The following is a 17,883-nucleotide window of genomic DNA, read 5'->3' as shown; positions in this document are numbered from 1 at the left end:
TATGTGAAGGTCTACTTGGTGAATAATATATTTAATCTTTTTTGACAAACTTTCTATATAAAACCGCGATAACAATACCGCCAATAGCAATAAGTATGGGAAGGTAATTGATGGGGAAACCAAAAAATAAAGGAATAGCAATGATAAAAATAAAAGATCCAATTAAAATGGACAGAAAAGATATAACCCATCTGCTTTGATTTTTATTATCCATAAACCATCACCTTCTTATCAATGACTTGCTGCATAACCAATACCTACAGCAGCTCCTAGAGCTAAGCCAATTCCACCCGTAGCTATAGTCCCAAGACCAAAAGCAGCGACTGCAGCATATGAAACGACAAAACTAACCCATCCTGCAGCTAGGCCCATCACGACTCCACCGGTATCAAAATGACCAGTATGGCCGCTTAATTGCCCTGTTATTACGGAACAATCATTTCCACTTATCTCAATAAGATTAGCACATCCCGAACACTCGTTGCCATCATAAGTGCACCAAATTCCCCCAGAAACGGAGCTACTTTCAATATTGGCTAATGTTCTCATAAAAACCTACTATTGATGCGCAATTAGCGCGAATTGATAATTTTCATTATTTCAAACAATATGATACCTATTCAATTTAAACCTTATTCAGTTCTGCATAAAATTCAGGTAGCTTCACAATTTGCATTGTCAAATGCCCTGAAAAAGCCAGGCATCTTGATTTGAGATGGAATCTAAGTCTTATAATTCTGCAAAACATCGAGTTGTTTTGTTGTTGTGAAGCTAATTTTATGTATAATTCGCCAACTTATAGGTAATTACGGTCTAGAAACCCTTTAATTAACACTGCGAGGATCGAAGTGATGGGAATCAGCAATAAATCAAAATCACTGGAACAAATAATCCGAGAACGTCTTAAAGAGGCTAGGATTGAAGCAGGTTTTGCTTCGGCCAAAATCTTTTCTGACAAGAAGGAGTTAAAAGTATCTACATATGCCCTTCATGAATCTGGGATGCGAGGTATGGCACTCCGAGTAATTGAAAAATATGCCAATCTACTAAATCTAGAGCGAAATTGGCTTTTAACTGGTCTCGGGCCAAAATATAAAAGTTAATAAAATAGTTCCCGAGTTGATAGAAAATAAGCTAACTGAAATTAAATTATTTACCATCTTGCTGCTTTTTTTCTCACAGAATGTTGTTGAGAGGAAGGCTGAGAAGGGGCATTAGTCCCCTCTAAATTTTTGGGTCTCGTAATATCGTAAAGACAATATGCGCTATAACCTATAAAAAATGGCGCCGTAATGGGTGTGACGGGGGTAGCTATAATAACACCAAGTTTGAAACCTTGATAACAACATGATTTGAAAAATCCCCAATTTTCTTCGGGTTTTTCTTCAATTTGATAATTTCTTTTTACTCTGCTGTCAGCATTAACATCCTTAAATTCAGCGAATTGCTTCTTTAGTTCTGGTAATTTTGTAGTGATGAATTTTTCTTCGTGTGAGTTTAGGGGAAACGTGTCTAAGTAATCCTTCCAATTCTTACTTATCTCCTTGCGAAGCTTCGGATGTATATGTGCAAACCGACTACTAATTTCAAAGCGCTCTTTACAAGCTTGGAGATCCATCATAATTAAAGTCGCGATTTCGTGATATTGGGTCCCTAATAGCACTAAGTTGTCTAAGGGAAGAGAAGAGCAATCCTTAACATATTGCGCAAAATAGCGTGAATTTTGCTCCGTGCTACCCTTTGTTAAAAGTTTATAGCTAAAAGATGATTTTGAGAATGGATCAGATAACTTCTTGTCATAAAGATGTTTACGAACCAGTGCCACAAGTGAGTCTCGATAAAATTCAATTTGTTGCCCAAGTTTTACTATTGACGCAGCATCAACGTGTTTGAAAAAGTCAAAATCCACAATTATCTCGTGCTTAAGTCCGCGGAGAATTTCTACCTGAGCGCTATCCATGACTATAAGTTTGGCATATGGTATAGTATTGGCTGTGCTCCACAATACTTGGATATGGTTTGATGTTAACTTTTTCTTTGCGCCCAATAAAGTTGCATGTAAAAGAGCAGAGTTTTCTTCTGTTGCTTGATCCATAGCATGATATAAATTACCAAGCATCAATGTGGCAGCAAGTGGATTTTCTGCGATGACATCTAAAAGAGTTCGATCAATTCTCGTGCATAAATCTTTAACATTTAACATCAATCCCACCCTTCTGAAAATTAAATGATGTTGAAGAAAGTTTATCCGCTTCTAACTTACAGGAAATTGCATTATTTTTGATGTGTTCATGTTGATGCAGGATAAAAGGTTTTACTCGCAGGTTTCTTTTTTTATAACTATTAGCAAGTTTCCCTGAATCAAAACCATTTCGTCGGCAAGAATCGAGAAAGGACTCTACATTTTGATCCCATGGGTTATTAAATTGCTTCGATTTCATGACAAATGAGGTAAAATTAAATTTTTCAGAGGTTTGGATTAAGCGATAATTGTGAAATAATTCAGTGTCAGTTTCATCAAAAGGTTTTGAGGGGCTTACACCTTGTCCTAGATGCTCTAAAAGCCAAGTCACTCTTTTTTTGGCTAATTCAGGCAATAGTTCTTTTCTATTGTTATGGGAAATAAATCGTAAAAATCGAATAGCGCGACTAGTTTCACCCTTATAGTTCTCGAAATATTGACGGGCTAGGTTTTTTCTATGATTAACGTCTTCATTATTGTTAGATAGGTAACTATGAATGTCTGCTCCATCCAACAATCTATAAATGTTGCATAATCCTACGTCCCCTAGCTTGTTCAATGCTGCGACTAGGTGATCATCCTGTTTAGTGCTAAAAAGTTGCTTTACGGTCCTCTCAGCTTGTTGTATCTCCTCTTTGTGTTGCTGGTACCAACTACAAATGAGATCCTGATGTTGCTTAGATACTAGCCTGGAATTTTGAGGATTAACTGAATCGAGAGTTTTAAAGATGTGATCTTGGACTTTTGATAAAAATAGACCTGCCTTGTCCCCTATTCCAAGTTCTCTTACCAATTCTTGCAATTGAGGCATTGAAGGATGAATTTTTCCATCAAGTAATTTGTTTATTTGTAAGGCAGCATCTTGCTTAGGGCCTTTTGAAATGTATCCTTTTAAGATAATTTCCCAACCTCTTAAATTGTCCTTTCTGACAACACGACTGCCCCAAGGTTGCGCAAATGGATCATCTGCCGGCTTTTGGGCCATGCTACAACGTTCAATTTTGTTCATCCATTTATATATTGGGTTGGCATTTTGCTCGAATTTGTTTATAGACAGTTCATCACCAAAGGTAGTAACAAAATTCTTTAAATTTTCTAACTGCTTGAGGGGAATGATTTGGATAAGTTCATGCTTTGATGCTGATTTTTCAAGCTGCTCAATATCATCACCAATCCGTAATGCAATATGATTGGTGACTTGTTTCAAATGCAACTGTAGCTGTTTCTTTTGATCTTGTATTTTTTCTAATATTAACTCAATATTTTTACTAACATTCCCTCTACACAAGAATTTTTCGCCGAAATAAAAACGATCCAATTTTTTCTTCATGCGGGCTAGTTGGTTAAAATGAAAATTAGCTTGTTGGGTTAATTCTTTTATATCGAAATGAGGAATATCAATAATAACCTGACTAAGATGATTAGCCATAAATTCTTGTGTTAAAACTAGAGTATCTAAAGATTCATAAATCTCTTCTTTTTTCCAACTAACAAAATAATTAATAACAATTTGCTTGAAAGTATTGAGTAAATTCCATCCAAGTGCCCATAGAGGTGCTAAAGCAAATGAATAAAATAATGAGCTATCCAGCAAACCAAAAATTGTGGGACCTAACAACACAGAAGCAACCGGCTGTATTGCCAAAATTAAAAAGTGATAACTGAGTAAGGTTAACGCTAAAAAGGCAATATATCGGTAATTCCATAACTTTAATAATGGGGATAATAACCCTAAATCCGAAAACATGTCTTTGGTTGCCAAAATTGCGTTTTTCCATGCTTTTTTAACAGAGCGGGGTATCATTTGATTAAACCATGGAGGGAAAAAAGATTCTTCTGGGCCATCGTTAATTAAGTTATTAAATGTTTTTTTATGAATTTTCTTTATTTGCTTAAGGTCATTCTGAACTTTTTCATTTGATTTAAAGGCCGTATAGCCTTGTTTTGGTATTGGGCCAAGAACTGTTGTATGTAAATTATCCTTATTGAGAGTTGATTTTTCTAAGTAATCATAAATAGTTAATCTTTTATCGTCATCTAAAGTAGATGAATACGGTGTTTTGATTTCAAAAGGAGACTTGAGCAAATCAAGGCTGTTAATACTCATGCATACTGCGCCTACAATGTCATCAACATTTCGAGGGGCCTTTAGTAATGAATGAGCTTGAGAGCGCCATAATAACCCTTCGTAAATAATTGCTTTTAAGCTAGCCAGTCGTGTCTGATTTTCTCTTATTTTTGAAATATTTTGATTCAATTGCGGATAAAACCAATGGGAAGGTAAATAATCACTAGCATCCACGCTAATTCGCTCATCTTCAAAAGACTTGAGTGCTTGTTGGTAAGTTCTTTCTAAAGGAAGCACTTGATCTTGAAGTAAAGATAATAAATTTCGTGCGTTTAAGTGGGCTAACGGTTTTACTTTCTTCCAGATATCATGATATTTCTCAACGACCTCTTTTTTGGGTGATAGTGATTTTAAGTCTTCCCAAAATGAATCAGTATTCAGGCGTTTTAAAATAGATGTAGAGGGATTTTTGCAGATAGCAAATATATTCTTTTCATGAAGAATCATTTTACTTTGAAAGTATTTTAGGTGATATCCTAAGAATTTATTTTTCCAGCTTTTCCCTAACGAAACAGGCACGTAATCTTGCATGAGATAACATGGGTTTCCCCATCTCCATATAGCCTAACTCCGTTCAGTATTTCGATTATGCAATTTAGATTCAAGTTAATTATAAGAAAAATTTAGAGGGCATTTATGCCTTTTCTTTGTCTTTTTTAGTATCAAGTTTAACTTTATTGCGAACTTTCTTCGCAATATCATTCCCGCCTTTTTGTATATGCTCCTTTTCATCAGTCATGGAGGCTTTATTGTGAGAGTTCATAGTATCGAAAGCCGACATAGGTGTGTCATTCAAATTCATGTTAGATGGGATATTAAGACCCTGTGTTTTAGCCTGACTTAACACTTTATTCTTGTTATGAAGGTCATGTTCTTCAATTTTGGGTTTCTTCGATAAGTTATGAGATGCTTTCTGATACCGTTCTCCAATAGATTCATTATTCCCAGCATCAAATTTATCTCTTAATCCTTGAATACGTTCATCCAAGTAGCTTGCTGCATAGCGCTGTGCTTCATCAGGGGTTTTTAACATCTGATCAACGCCATGGATCCCCAATTCAACACCGTCTTGGTCCAATTTTTCTTTTGCCCACGTTACAAAACCTTGATTTAGATTATGATCAATGTTGGCACTATTGGCCTCACTGAATTCATCAGAGTTTTGCATGTTATGTAATTTCTGGGTAGCCACTTGAAATTGCTTTTCATTGTGCTTCATCTTCGATAAGTTAGCGCCAAATTCCTGAGAATACCTATCTTGCTTATCGCTTCCTTGATTAAAATGAAGCTCTTTAGTAGCTCGAATGGCTTGGTCTATTGTGTCTGTTGCATTTTCTGATTGGATAAAGTCCATGACTTTGTCTCTGGTTTCCTTGTCCGATCTTGTGTGGTTGAGGGATCCTCCCACTCTTGCTTCCACGCCAACACCTAAAATTGTTTCTGCTAAGGCTTTAGGTAGTTTTATAATGCCGGATTTCCCGAAAGTGGCTGTACCACTAACCATGGCATTCATAGCATCATCTTTGGACCAACCCATTTGCGTTGCAAGTCTGTCAGACAATTGATCGAATTTTTGAATAGATTTCATGTGGCCCGCTTGCTCTGATTGGCTGAAATGAGATCCATCTGAAGTGCTTATCCCGCCGGCATTGATCGCCTGTGCAGCAGAAGATAATGTTGAGCCAATACTATCTACATATGACATACCAGCTTGTTGGTATGTACTTTCTACAGCTTGAAGCACTTCACTCTTTCTTTGAGAGAAGCTTTGTCCAAGATGCAAATTAGATACAAGTTGTGACATCCCCTGGGATTGATCTAACGTTGTTGTGCCATCACCAGAGATACGCATTTGAGATCCTGAATCCATCTCGTAATTGGCATTTCTGGCTCGATAACTTGGCGCTGAATCCCAATGATTTGCATTCATATTGTATGCTGAAGTATTGAGGTATTGAACGTTTTCTAAGCCATAGTTACCGGTAGTAAGCTCCTCCCCTGCTTGACTAGCAGCACCTTGGCTAATAGAACTTAGGTGCCCTGCTAAGTGCACAAACGACCCTGTACCTTTTACAATAGCAATCGCAATAAAAGGAACACTTAAGGAATAGAAGCCTGCTAAAGCCGCTTGGTCTAAATTGGCTTGTATTATCGCAGGAGAGGTAAATAGGTTCCAACCGATACCTTCAGTGCCATCTGCCCCGATAAAGCTAGCAGCGGCGTTACTAGCCGCCACAGTATTGGCAGTCATAAAAAAGTTGATAATGGTATATATGGTTGGCCAGGATTGGATCCATACAAGAGAGGTTAAATAGCTTAACAAGACTCTTTGGCACCCAGGCATTATAGCTATCAAAATGATAAGTAAAAAACTGCCATAAAATAAAGCCTCGAATAGCCCCATTAAATATTGCACCCCAGTACCAGCCATGGCACCTAATAGCTGAAAAGTATTTTGTTGCTGTAGCTTGGCTCGCGCAATAGCATAACCTTGAGCGCCTGCCCCAACATCTAGCATCTGAGCATTTTTAATAGCTGATTCTCTAACAGCATTCATCACCATGTGCTTTTTTAATATTTCAGTTGATTGCCCAGACATGTGTACTAAAAGCTCATGGCTTGCTGGTAAATAATCTTTGATTAATCTATTTAAACGCCCTACTCCCTGGCTTGCATCTAAAGCAGTATTTGTATCTTTCTTACTACCTAGAAACCGCCATGCTAATATTCTTTCATTACGAGAAGCTTCCTGGTTTAATTCTTGCTCTAGCTTGACCGCCCCTTCTCGGCAAGTAAAAACATCTCTATCTCCATTTTTCCCATAGTACTCAAACATCCTTAATACTGAAGTATTATCTTTAATTAATGGCCAAATATCATTATGGTATAGCAAGTCATCCATAGTATATTTAGCGCAAATACGCACATCGTACATGATGCATTGAAAGGCAAAGTTTCTAAAACTACGCTCAAGATGAGGTGTTACAATGTGGATTTCACTCGCAGCAAGAGCCAGCTTTGAGGACATTAACGTCCCGGAATGGGTATAGCGGGTAACCCCATTTGGAATATTGAGTTGATCTTCAAAAAGCGTTGCTAAATTGGTGCCCATTTGACTTGTAATACTTGCAAACGCAGCCAGTCCTAAGGGAACATTACTAACAGGAACTTGACCACCTACCGTCCTGTCTGTAATCACCACAGTTGTGGTTGGTTGATAAACCGCACCAAATATCAATACCCAAGCAATAGTCCATTTAGCTATATCACGGGTATTCAATACAGCAATATTTTGTATTAAAGATAGTGCATAACCCGAAGTCATCATTACAATAAAGGCACCATTAATGAAATCACCGTTTCGGATCCTGGCAATAGCATTAAAGATATCAACTAAAACAGCACCATTACCATGAGTAATGATCTCAAGAGTTTGCATTAACTTTTTGCTCTTTTCCTTTGAATGGTCTCATAAATCTCTTTAGCATCCTTAATATCAAAGAGCGTAATACCTGTATTAACGTTTGCTCCCGGTGAGCTGGCATAAGAACGGATAAAGATATTCCCAAGACCGTACTTTTGTTGAAAGGGGCCTTGTCCTATAGCTATTTCCTTAATATCATGGTATTTAATCTCTTTAAAATAGTTTCCCAAGAACTGTTCACGCTCTCCCACTGAATCCTCTCCGAGCTCAAAAGAAGAGGCCTTATAAATTCTCTTTGATAGGACATACCAGATCACACCAATAAAAATAAAGATTGCGCTGAGAATAATAAATACAGAAGAAAATTTATTTCCTGCAGGAGCGCTTGTTAAAATGAATAACATAAGTGGGAATGGCAAGAACAACATCCAGGATGCCATTCGGATAATCCGCAATGAACTGAAAAAAACAGGATGAATAACTGTTGACATAATTTACCTCCTTCCTGAAGTATAATCTATGGTTCTTAACATATCTGCGTCGAATTCACCAACGAGTTGTTGCTCTAAAAACTGTACCCTACGAACCATATCATGTGCCTGAGTAATTTTCTTTTGATTATTGGATCGAAAGTAACGGATCATACCCCTAGCTTCTGCAATTCCCGCCTGAAATTCCTTCAGTGTTTCAGCATCGGCTTGAATACGATGGCTCCCAAATTTTACGACATCTAATAAATCTTCTAAATACTCTTCTAGAATATCAAGCGCCAAGATTTCAGCATAATCACTTAAATTAACAACATCCCTAGCAAAAGAATAGGCGCTTTGAACATTAATTGCACGAAATAAAGGGAATTTTGCGCTACTTATTAAATCTTTTTCTTGAGCTGTTAATTCTTGATCCAACCTTGCTTTGTCTTGAATCGATCTAAGTGTTTCTTGAATGCGCCCCACCCAAGATTGAGGGTGATTAATCCTAAAATTAACTAAATTTGGGTTTAAACAACCATACAATTCAGAAGTGTCGCAATGATAAACCTTTGCATCCAATGATTGAGCTGCTGCTTTTCCATCCAATTTATTAGCACTCTTAATTTCCCCATACAGCAATGTATTTAAGAGAGCTTCATCTCCCGCCTTAGAGGGCAATAAACGCCATACATTCGTATCATTTGAATTATCTAAAATTAAACTTCCTGACAAAGACATGACCATTTCAGTCAATGGTTGCCCATGTTCCTTCGTAAAACCTGTCTTAGTTAAAATCATCCAAGCCAAGTTACCTTTATCCAAAAGCATATCTTCAAATGAAGCTAGCTTACGTTCACGCTCAGATAATGATTGATTATTATTCTTTTTCTGACTAGCTTGCCTGATCTCATCAAAAACTCGTTGCGATTCGCCTCCTGAACCACATTTTTGCTTGGCTGCTGCAAAATCGTTAAAAAGTCCCCCTGGCCCACCCGCCGTAGTACAGACATGGCGCTGCGCTGTCTCGGTTCTTGGCCATAAGCCCCCTACGATACCAGCGGCAGTTTCACAAGAGTTAATATTAAACCGATTAATTTCATTGGCCATTCTATGCAATTGATCTACTTGCTTTTTACACATTGGACAAGCACTTTCCAAGGCAATCATCACGCCATAAGTTCCCATTGAAGTACCAATATTTCTGAAGGCTCTTTTCAATTCGTCAGAGCTAATATAAGAAAAAGAACCAGTAAATAGGTCAATACCACCGCACCCCATGCGCATGCCAGGGGCTTGAGCCATGATAGGAGTGTAACTGCGTGTTGGATGTCTTAAGCTCACTGAGCCTAAAGTATAACCACCTGCTGCTTGCCCTTTAAATGCAGAGGCTTCGGTGACATTAACTGATACCCCCCCTGATTGAACAAATTGATTCATGTGACTGGAAATATCTTCGGCCATCAAGGCAGGACTTACGATTAATAAAAAAAACTGGATAAGTTTATGGCGCATGTCTTTTACCTTGTTCACCTAAACTTGATTGGTATTCAGATATTTGAAAAATCCTTTCCTCAATCTCTTGTTCACTAATAGCGCCAGTTGCAATAGGGAAATACTCTCCTGATTTAGGATCCACAGCATAGATGGCTGGAACCATAGTCACATTAAAACGCTGACTTAAACCATTATCTGTCGAGGAAACAGGTATCTCGCTTAGTTTACTTCCATCTAGGCTAATGCCATGCAAGATAAAACCATGGCGAGAAGCCATAGAAGCAACGATTGGTGCCATTGCATGGCAATAAGCGCAGTTTTCCTTGAAAAAAAACACCAAACCATATTTTTTCTTTAAAGCATCAATCGCAAGCTTAACCTTTTTCTTTTGCTCATCTAAATATAAATGTCTGGAGTATTGTGAGGTTGGATGTGTAACAGAGTAATCAAATTCAGGATTCTCTCTCAATACGGCTTGCCACATCGAACCAAAGGCCTCAGCATTATTCCACATTGATTTTTCCCAAGTCATTAAAGCCCTTACACTTTCTGGAGTTCTTTCCATTACCGCTTTTGCCCTTAATTCTTCCCCATCTTCACGGTATTTTTTAAGTTTATCGGCATAAGACATTACAGGTGTAGAATTTATATGGATTTCTTCTATTTTTTTCTCATTTTCTTCCTCATCTCTTTCATACCAGTGCCAACCTCGCTCATGATCATCCCGCCAAGAGGCTTCAATGTAAGTGGAATAGAAGGTCAGCAAGATAAGCATTATTTTTAAGGTTGCTTTAGCCATGCCGCTTACCTTGCAGTTGCTCTTGATAGTAATCATTTGCATTTGGAGCTTGCTTTTTAACTTCATCAATTTTTGAATTGATCCCAATCATAAGCCCTTTTGTCGCAACTTCATGATTAGATTTTACTGAATTTAAAGACTGCAACTTGAATGCATCGGTTATTTTTGTTTGTTGCGCTTTTTTAGCAAAATCTTGAGCAATTTCGCTAAAATCAACCCCGCTCCAATCTACCCTTTGAATTTCCGCGACAGATAAAGCCCTACAATTAGGGGCTTCACCATTGCCAAAATCAATACCCAATTGCGCCCTAGCTCCAACTTGAACCACTCTTGCAAGCTTTGTGTTAAAACAGCAATAGTGCCGCTTTTTTTGATGGAAGATCCCTTTTTTGGTTTCCTCAATCAAATGGCAGGCACCATTTTGCACTTTAGGGGCCAGCGCCTCTTCTTCTTCTGAACACCCAAACAGCTTCTTAATTACCCCTTTTTGAGCGCAACACTGTTTGGGTAGGATTTCGCATTCGCCCGCTTGGCCACCAAAGAATGCACCTTGTAGCCCATCCTCCGTCACTTGTTCTTTAGCAAAATTAGTAGCTAAGCTTAAGGCACTCAGCGCCTCTCCAAAGTCATTATTTTTTTCAAAGCTAAGCTGATAGCCATCCTTGCTAAGCTCTTCAAGATCAATTTTGGCATCTATCAATACGGACTTATTGCTGATTGGGCAGCGATAACGTTGCTCATACAATGTACAAATATTATTTTTAGTCTCTTTGCAAACCGCATCCGTTTGTTCACATCCCCTAGTTCGGTATTGTTCGCAGCCGTATTGATGTTGCCCACCCAATACACACTGATACGTTGTTTCCCTTTCCCAACAATCCCTTTTTACAGACAAAGCCAGCGCCCCTTTTCCAAAGGAACGACTTTCTGGCATGCCAAGGCAACGACTTTCTATTTGTTTACATAGACCTTTATTTATAAAGGGCTGCAACTTTTCAGAGCCAACCCACTGCTCCCCGGTGATTATAGGAGCCATAAAAATAGTGGCCTCCCAATTATGGTACATACCCCGATATTGGTGACACAGTGCTTTGTTCTTTTTGTTACAATTTGTTTGGGTTAAACCAAAAGAATATTGATACCCGTTGCTTTGAGACGGCTCAGTGCCTAAACTCACTTGCACCGATTCTGTTTGACCATTCCAAAATTCATAAGGAATTCTTCTTTTAAACTCGACAATTGAACCTTGGGCAATCTTCCCTAGCGGTTTTTCAACTCTTGAAGCAGGATGAAGAGCATTTTGACCATTTCCAGTAGATGTGATTTCTCCGCTTAGTAAATTTGTCGTTATAGTAACCGAAAATTCATTATGGGCAGCAGCATACAGGGATATATCCTGCTTTCTTTCATAAGCTTCCTCAAACTCAATTTGCAAGCTTTCTTTTACTTTTTCAGTGAAATTGTGTACATTTTCGTGGCAAACATACTCTTCATAAGTGTAATTATCAACGGGTAGAACACCTTCCCCTTCATTAGCGTCTAAACCGTTTTGCAGCCTTTTTGCATGTAGCAAAATGGGTTCATTCGGATTCAGTGTTATCTTTTGGCCATTCAGAAAACCATCTTTCAACATTTCGCCAATGCTGTGACTCAAATTTACTTCCGTACCTGCATCTAACCTTCTTTTCTCTTGATTTATTTGACCATTTGAAGTACCAACCTGATCTAAATACTGATTTGCAGCTTCTCCATTAAGTCGTTCAGATGCTTTAGTCACTAATCCTTGTGCCCTTGCTTGCCCAAAAAGTGAATTATTAGGATCTTCTTGTTGCATGAGCTCAACTACGATTTCTTCTTGTCCCAGATTGGCCATAAACAAAGGATCTTGAGTAGCCTGTTGAAAGGAATCTATCCATGGATCGTGTTGCTTCTCTGCACAAAATGATGTTGTCGCAAGTAAATTAGCTATCATGAACACAATCCATTTCATCTATTTAACCGTTTTAGGTAATTTTGAGTTAGGTTGTTCATCTCCCCCTGCTCCTTGATCTTGTTTAAGGAGTAACCCAACCCAACATCACCATAAATCACGTCATGAGCGGGAATTGGACAAGCTTCTTTGGTGCAAGGTTGAAGCGCTTGATTGGTTATGAGCACAGCAGGAACAGATTTGATAGCGAATCGCTCAAAAGCGTTGGGATCAATTATGACATTTCTGGCTTTAGCTCCCCACAAGTTGTTAGTAAGGGCTAAAGTTTGCGGCAATGAATTATTTTTCAATCCGCGCAATACTAAAACTCCACCTGCTTTGTTAGCTTGCTCTGACCATTGTAAAAGCGAATCTTTTGGCATTTCCAAGGAAACGAATATGAAAAGATCTGATTTTTTCTCAACTTCTTCAACACTTTCTTCATTGGTGCACTCGGAATGAGCCGTACATACTTGAGAAGGATTGGCACAAAATCCTAACGACTGAACGCCAAAAAGTAATAAAAACAACATTTTCTTGTTAACCAAGGCAGCAACTCCTTTTTCGCCAAATAAGGTATGTGAAATTTTCTCCTTTAACAGGAAATTCTCGACCAGCTTCCCATGGTACAGAGCTCCTACCCACGGGATTACAAGGAAAAGGCTCTTTACTCATACCGGGGATGGGATAAACCATCTGAGTACGATATTGAGCCTTGCGCCAAATTGGCTGATAGAAAGTATGACAAAGAGCTTTTTGACCCATGCTTCCTCGAAGGGCTCCCGTTCTATGCATTCTAAAAAGTACTCGACTAGTCAAGAGCAGACTTGCTTGAACACCATTCACGTGAGCTCCTACATGACCAGTTAATGGGAAAACACTACCTTGGCAACCACTACACCAATACAAAGCGTCAAATCCCAAACCGGTAGATGATTTTGCACAATCTGCAGCACAAGCAATCTGGGCTATTGGATTGGCATAAAGCAAAACTTCAGGGTTCAAAATGGCTGATAATTCATCGTCGTTCCAGGTAGGGTCAACTTCTGATAAATAAGCTAAGTCGAAAGATTCTTTAGAAACACAGCCTGATGACTCCTCAAGGATCTCTAACCAATATAAAAGCGGGTAAACGTAATAATGAACATGGTAAAAGCTGGTATTCTCACCGGACTCAGTTGCATCAACCGCCCCACCCTGTCCCGATAAACCAGAAGCAATCTGAAGGCCGCCTAGACTTGAAAAGCAAAAGGGCTGCCTAGCCACTTCTACTAATCGCAAAGGCTCCCAAAAGCTAAATGAAATGCCTACCTTGGGGGGTAAGCCAGGACAAGCACAAATAGCGTTAGGTAAATCCTTTTTAGAAACTTCTGGCACAGCTTTGGGTGAGGCATCAACCAATGTTAGTTGTCCAAGCTCAATTGGGAAAAAGCATTTCCAGCATACATCAGTGATAGGATTCAAAAATTTTCCCTGGCATAAATTTCCAGCAACTGCGACGCTTTGCCAAATAATGAGCAGCAATCCAATAAAAGCTTTCATATAGTAACCTGCAACTCTTCAATCAAAAGCTGCTTCCCTTGTTGCTGAATTCTTGCAGGAACTTGTTTAATCAAAAAACGATTACAGATAAGACCCTGTTGATCAAAGAATATTTCGCGATCAAGCTTCTTTCTTAGGGCCATAATAGGCCCCTTTATTAAAATCAAAGTGGCCGTACCAATGGTTTTTTCTTGAAGAAGCGCCCATTCAATTTGGCTGCTGTCATCACCATCAATCATCAAAATGGGTTTTGTCAGGCTTACTTGATCTAATGGATTCAAAATACTCCCCTTTTGATGTATTAATTGGCCTTGGTGGTCATATAAATTCTCTGCAACAGTAATTGAAGGATTAAAGAAAAACTTTCGCTCTGAAACCGTTTTAGAAACACCTGCCACCGGCACAGGTCTTTCAGTAGCGGCTTGAGCCCGCGCTTTTACTGTTTTCTCTAATTCACTAATTTTTCCATTTTTTTGCATTGTGCTCAGCTTACCCTCAATCACCTGTACCAGATCTTGCTCCCCAATAGGATAGGTCTTACCATGCACACCCAAGACTTTAGCCATTACACATTGACTACCAAATAGGGATAGCACGAGCAATAACACTGTTTTCATGGATCCAACCCATCGCTTCATATCGAGAATCCAAAGAATTCTTTCCCGTTCCATGCACATAAAGATAACCTTTTGGAATAACACCCGTTGCGCCCTTAACTAATAGTTGCCCTTTGCCATTAAACGGCTTTGCCATGCCCATTGATTGACCATTGATAAAATATTCACCCTTTCGCTCTTCAACCGTATCTCCGGATACCCCTGTCACTTGTTTAATGCTTTCTTTAATCCAGGAGAATTTACTTATATTGTCGTGCTTTCTTTTAAAGAGAATATAATCGCCCTTTTTTGTAACTCCAGAATATGACAGATAAAATATTCTGGGTGTGACTGAATCAGTAATGGTAAACCTAAAAGGAAGAATAACTCCTACTATTAAACATACTATTAAAAACTTAGATTTAGACATAAACTTTACTATGTTATTCATTTGCCGAGTTTCTAAATAGTTCAGCCAGCACGTTATCGGTCTCATCCCTTGCACCTTCTAGAACCACTTCTTTAATGAATATTGTTTTACCAGAGTCACTAGATAAAGACTGCAATGCCTTGCGAAACTTTATCGAAAATTGATTCAATGCCTGTTTTTGACCTTCTTCGTTTAATTCTTGCTCAGCTATCTGTGACAATCCTTCTTTCATTACCTTTTTAAAATCAATAACAATGATTTCATTTGTGGGCGGAATATTTTTAAAGTGATACAAAGAAAGAATGCTAACGGTAACCAAACATTGCAAAAACAAAAGACAAATTAACTTAGTTGCCTTTTCCACGCTGCACCTCTTTAGCGACCAATGCAATAGCCTCTGGTAACGAATAACCTTTTTCACGCAAGTCATGGACGGCTTGATATTCTTGCGCTTTAGAGGAATACAGTATTTGCGAGAAAGGATCTAAAAATAACCTACCAACTGCATACCAATTATCACCACAGATCATCATTTCTGAATAACGACCGTTTACCGTTCTTAAAGACTTCATCAATTTTTCTTGGTAAGCATCGACCTTTTTCTGCCCCTTTTCGATAAACCTATCGATAGACTCACCTTTTTGTTGCAACATAATCAGCCAGTCTGAGATCCTAAATGAGATCTCCCCCGCTTGACTGCTGAAAAAATCGCTAATGTCTTGGGTGCCCAACATAATGCTGCCATTATGCTTGCGAGCTCGACGTGCAAAAGCTTGAATAAACTCCGTAACTCGACAACCATTGAGTAACGCCCAGACTTCATCCATGACACACATCTTGCGTTGGTTTCTATCGCCCAAAAATAGGGCATTGCTGACTCGATGCAAATAAGCCAATAAAACGACTGTCTGCAAATCTTTAGTACTTTCAAGATTGTCTAGCTCAAGCAACACATAGGGGTTATCAAAGTTGATAGTATTTTTACCATTCCATAAGCGGCCATACATTCCTTGTGAGGTATAGGGGTAAAGCATGCGACCCAATTCCTTAGCCACTAGATCTTCGCTTTGGCTTTCAAGCCAATGGGCTATAAGGGTAATCGTCGTATTAGAGCCGTAATCATTCCAGACAGATGTGATTGCCTCTTCGATGAAGCTATCCTCAATATCAGTGGCATCACGCTTTTTAAGAGCCATATTGGTAATCAAGGGTTTCAGCATTTTTAAATCATCTTCCGTTAACGATTCAAGATCGCTAAAGGGGTTGATGCATATTTGGGAATTAGGGGCAAAATCAATTAACTGCCCCCCAACCAGTTCGCATGTTTTCTGTGCTGAGCGCCCAATATCAATTACCCACACCCGGCCACCGCTTGCTAAAATAGAGAGTTGTAACTCTTGCATCACAACTGATTTACCACTTCCTGGCTTACCTACGACGCAGATATTAAAATTTCCTCCTGCTTTCTCATTATGAAAGGGATCCCAACCAAATAGCTGTCCCCTCCTGCCTACAAGAAGAAGTCTAGGATCAGGGGTTCCTTTAGATTCAGCAATAATGGGTAATAATTGTGATGCAGAAGAATGTAACATCGTTTTAGCGAAACCAAGACCATGCATAGCTTCAAGCCATTCTTTGTTTAAGCTCATCGGAAGACTTGCTAGCCAAACAGGCAAAGTCGTATAGAGTGTTGGTTTTAATTTCCAGCCATTTAGAGAAAATAGATTTTCAGCCGCATGGACTGCACGCTCACCCTCCCCACGTTTGCAATATAAAACCAAGGAATGCATCACCCAAATGAATTTCTCTCCCAATGCAACCTTTCGGTTTACATTTTCCCATTCCTGGGTAACATACCCTGTGATCGGCAAAAACCGGCGAATTGGACTTTCATGAAGCCTGCGCCATCGAGTACTTTTGAGTGTTGCCCTATCTCTTTGCCTTGTTTGAGATGGAAAATATAACGAAAATGAAAAGTAAAATGGGCTGCATAAGCTTTGATTGATATGGAATAAATCGCCTATTAAGCTTTGCATTCCCCACAAGGGCCATTGTTGTGGGTATTGCTCGACCACTAAGGGTCGGATCTCAAATTCCTCTCCAATTTGTAAGAAATTTGATCTGATATCAATGGGTTTAGGTTGGCCGCTGATTTGAGCATTAAGTGTGTCATTTGGATTCCAAATGACTTTCTCAACATCTATTTTATCATTTGGGGCAATCCATTCTCGCATCAACGCAATAAATTCTTCCACTTGCACAATCTTGTAAGGCACACCTAAGGTTCTGAGTGCGCTTAGCAGCTGTTCGCGCACGATGAGGATCTCTCTTAAAGATTTTTCGGTATCCCCTTTGTCAAATATCACTGAAAAATACAATCTGAAATCTCTCAATAATACCGACTCATCGGTTAACAAACTTTTGTATGCAGATTGTGTTAAATGCCCAATTCGGGCTTTAGTCAAATACTCAAATATAGGATTACTATTGAGACGAGATTGGTTCCATTTATCTAAAATAGGCCCTATTTTAGGCGATGCAAACAAATGTACCTGCAAAATACAACCTTCCGGAAATCCCGTCACCAAAAGATTGTTAATCAACTTAAGTACTTCTTCATTAGCTCCTGTTAATGGATTACTTTCAATACAGAAACTGATGGTATCCTTGTTATAAAAAAGCTGATGTTCCTCATCATAGGCATCGTAAGGCAACTCTTCATGTAATATATGCTCGAATGGAGAAAATTGAGAGGGTTTTTCAAAAAAACCTTGCCACTTTATCAT

Annotated in this window: 16 protein-coding genes; 1 reads left to right on the top strand and 15 read right to left on the bottom strand. The window is 38.8% G+C overall.

The window, feature by feature from the left end:
• Positions 1-31: 31 nt before the first annotated feature.
• Positions 32-214 carry a hypothetical protein gene (locus tag HT99x_RS15175; RefSeq protein WP_075067276.1) on the bottom strand — a complete coding sequence of 61 codons (183 nt, stop codon included), beginning with the start codon at positions 212-214 and terminating at the stop codon, positions 32-34.
• A gap of 17 nt (positions 215-231) precedes the next feature.
• Positions 232-549 carry a hypothetical protein gene (locus HT99x_RS15170; RefSeq protein ID WP_075067275.1) on the bottom strand — a complete coding sequence of 106 codons (318 nt, stop codon included), beginning with the start codon at positions 547-549 and terminating at the stop codon, positions 232-234.
• 302 nt (positions 550-851) lie between these two features.
• On the opposite strand from HT99x_RS15170, the gene HT99x_RS15165 reads away from it, so the two are divergent.
• On the top strand, positions 852-1,103 hold the full coding sequence (locus HT99x_RS15165) for a hypothetical protein (RefSeq protein WP_075067274.1): 252 nt from the start codon (positions 852-854) through the stop codon (positions 1,101-1,103).
• A 50-nt stretch (positions 1,104-1,153) separates the two neighbouring features.
• Here the strand turns inward: HT99x_RS15165 and HT99x_RS15160 are convergent, their stop codons facing one another.
• From HT99x_RS15160 to traC, 13 genes are all read right to left on the bottom strand, one after another.
• Positions 1,154-2,203 (bottom strand): hypothetical protein, encoded by a 1,050-nt coding sequence (locus HT99x_RS15160; RefSeq protein ID WP_075067273.1) that lies wholly within the window; start codon positions 2,201-2,203, stop codon positions 1,154-1,156.
• A complete protein-coding gene (locus tag HT99x_RS15155; RefSeq protein ID WP_139016644.1) occupies positions 2,190-4,889 on the bottom strand; it encodes a hypothetical protein in 2,700 nt (899 codons plus the stop codon). Before HT99x_RS15155 ends, HT99x_RS15160 begins: the two co-directional genes overlap by 14 nt.
• Positions 4,890-5,004: 115 nt before the next feature.
• Complete coding sequence (locus HT99x_RS15150) at positions 5,005-7,809, bottom strand: conjugal transfer protein TraG N-terminal domain-containing protein (RefSeq protein ID WP_075067271.1); 2,805 nt, start codon at positions 7,807-7,809, stop codon at positions 5,005-5,007.
• On the bottom strand, positions 7,809-8,285 hold the full coding sequence (locus HT99x_RS15145; RefSeq protein ID WP_075067270.1) for a PH domain-containing protein: 477 nt from the start codon (positions 8,283-8,285) through the stop codon (positions 7,809-7,811). The genes HT99x_RS15150 and HT99x_RS15145 overlap by 1 nt, the downstream gene beginning before the upstream one ends.
• A 3-nt stretch (positions 8,286-8,288) precedes the next feature.
• A complete protein-coding gene (locus HT99x_RS15140) occupies positions 8,289-9,779 on the bottom strand; it encodes a conjugal transfer protein TraH (RefSeq protein ID WP_075067269.1) in 1,491 nt (496 codons plus the stop codon).
• Entirely contained in the window at positions 9,769-10,560 is a 792-nt protein-coding gene (locus tag HT99x_RS15135; RefSeq protein WP_075067268.1) for a conjugal transfer protein TraF, read from the bottom strand. Before HT99x_RS15135 ends, HT99x_RS15140 begins: the two co-directional genes overlap by 11 nt.
• Complete coding sequence (traN, locus tag HT99x_RS15130) at positions 10,553-12,532, bottom strand: conjugal transfer protein TraN (RefSeq protein WP_158003412.1); 1,980 nt, start codon at positions 12,530-12,532, stop codon at positions 10,553-10,555. Before traN ends, HT99x_RS15135 begins: the two co-directional genes overlap by 8 nt.
• A gap of 14 nt (positions 12,533-12,546) precedes the next feature.
• A complete protein-coding gene (trbC, locus tag HT99x_RS15125; RefSeq protein ID WP_139016642.1) occupies positions 12,547-13,077 on the bottom strand; it encodes a type-F conjugative transfer system pilin assembly protein TrbC in 531 nt (176 codons plus the stop codon).
• Positions 13,070-14,071, bottom strand: a complete 1,002-nt coding sequence (gene traU / locus HT99x_RS15120; RefSeq protein ID WP_075067265.1) for a conjugal transfer pilus assembly protein TraU — start codon at positions 14,069-14,071, stop codon at positions 13,070-13,072. Before traU ends, trbC begins: the two co-directional genes overlap by 8 nt.
• Positions 14,068-14,637 (bottom strand): type-F conjugative transfer system protein TraW, encoded by a 570-nt coding sequence (gene traW / locus HT99x_RS15115; protein WP_259567116.1) that lies wholly within the window; start codon positions 14,635-14,637, stop codon positions 14,068-14,070. Before traW ends, traU begins: the two co-directional genes overlap by 4 nt.
• Positions 14,638-14,647: 10 nt before the next feature.
• Positions 14,648-15,097, bottom strand: coding sequence for a S26 family signal peptidase (locus tag HT99x_RS15110; RefSeq protein ID WP_158003411.1), 450 nt, complete (start codon positions 15,095-15,097; stop codon positions 14,648-14,650).
• A gap of 13 nt (positions 15,098-15,110) precedes the next feature.
• Positions 15,111-15,461 (bottom strand): TrbI F-type domain-containing protein, encoded by a 351-nt coding sequence (locus tag HT99x_RS15105; RefSeq protein WP_075067262.1) that lies wholly within the window; start codon positions 15,459-15,461, stop codon positions 15,111-15,113.
• Positions 15,445-17,883, bottom strand: a 2,439-nt coding sequence (traC, locus tag HT99x_RS15100) for a type IV secretion system protein TraC (protein WP_075067261.1), incomplete at its 5' end; no start/stop codon positions are given. The genes HT99x_RS15105 and traC, both read right to left, overlap by 17 nt.

This window comes from Candidatus Berkiella aquae, assembly GCF_001431295.2.
GTDB lineage: Bacteria > Pseudomonadota > Gammaproteobacteria > Berkiellales > Berkiellaceae > Berkiella > Berkiella aquae.
Note: the sequence above shows the minus strand (reverse complement) of the source record. Positions and strands in the feature narration are given on the sequence as shown.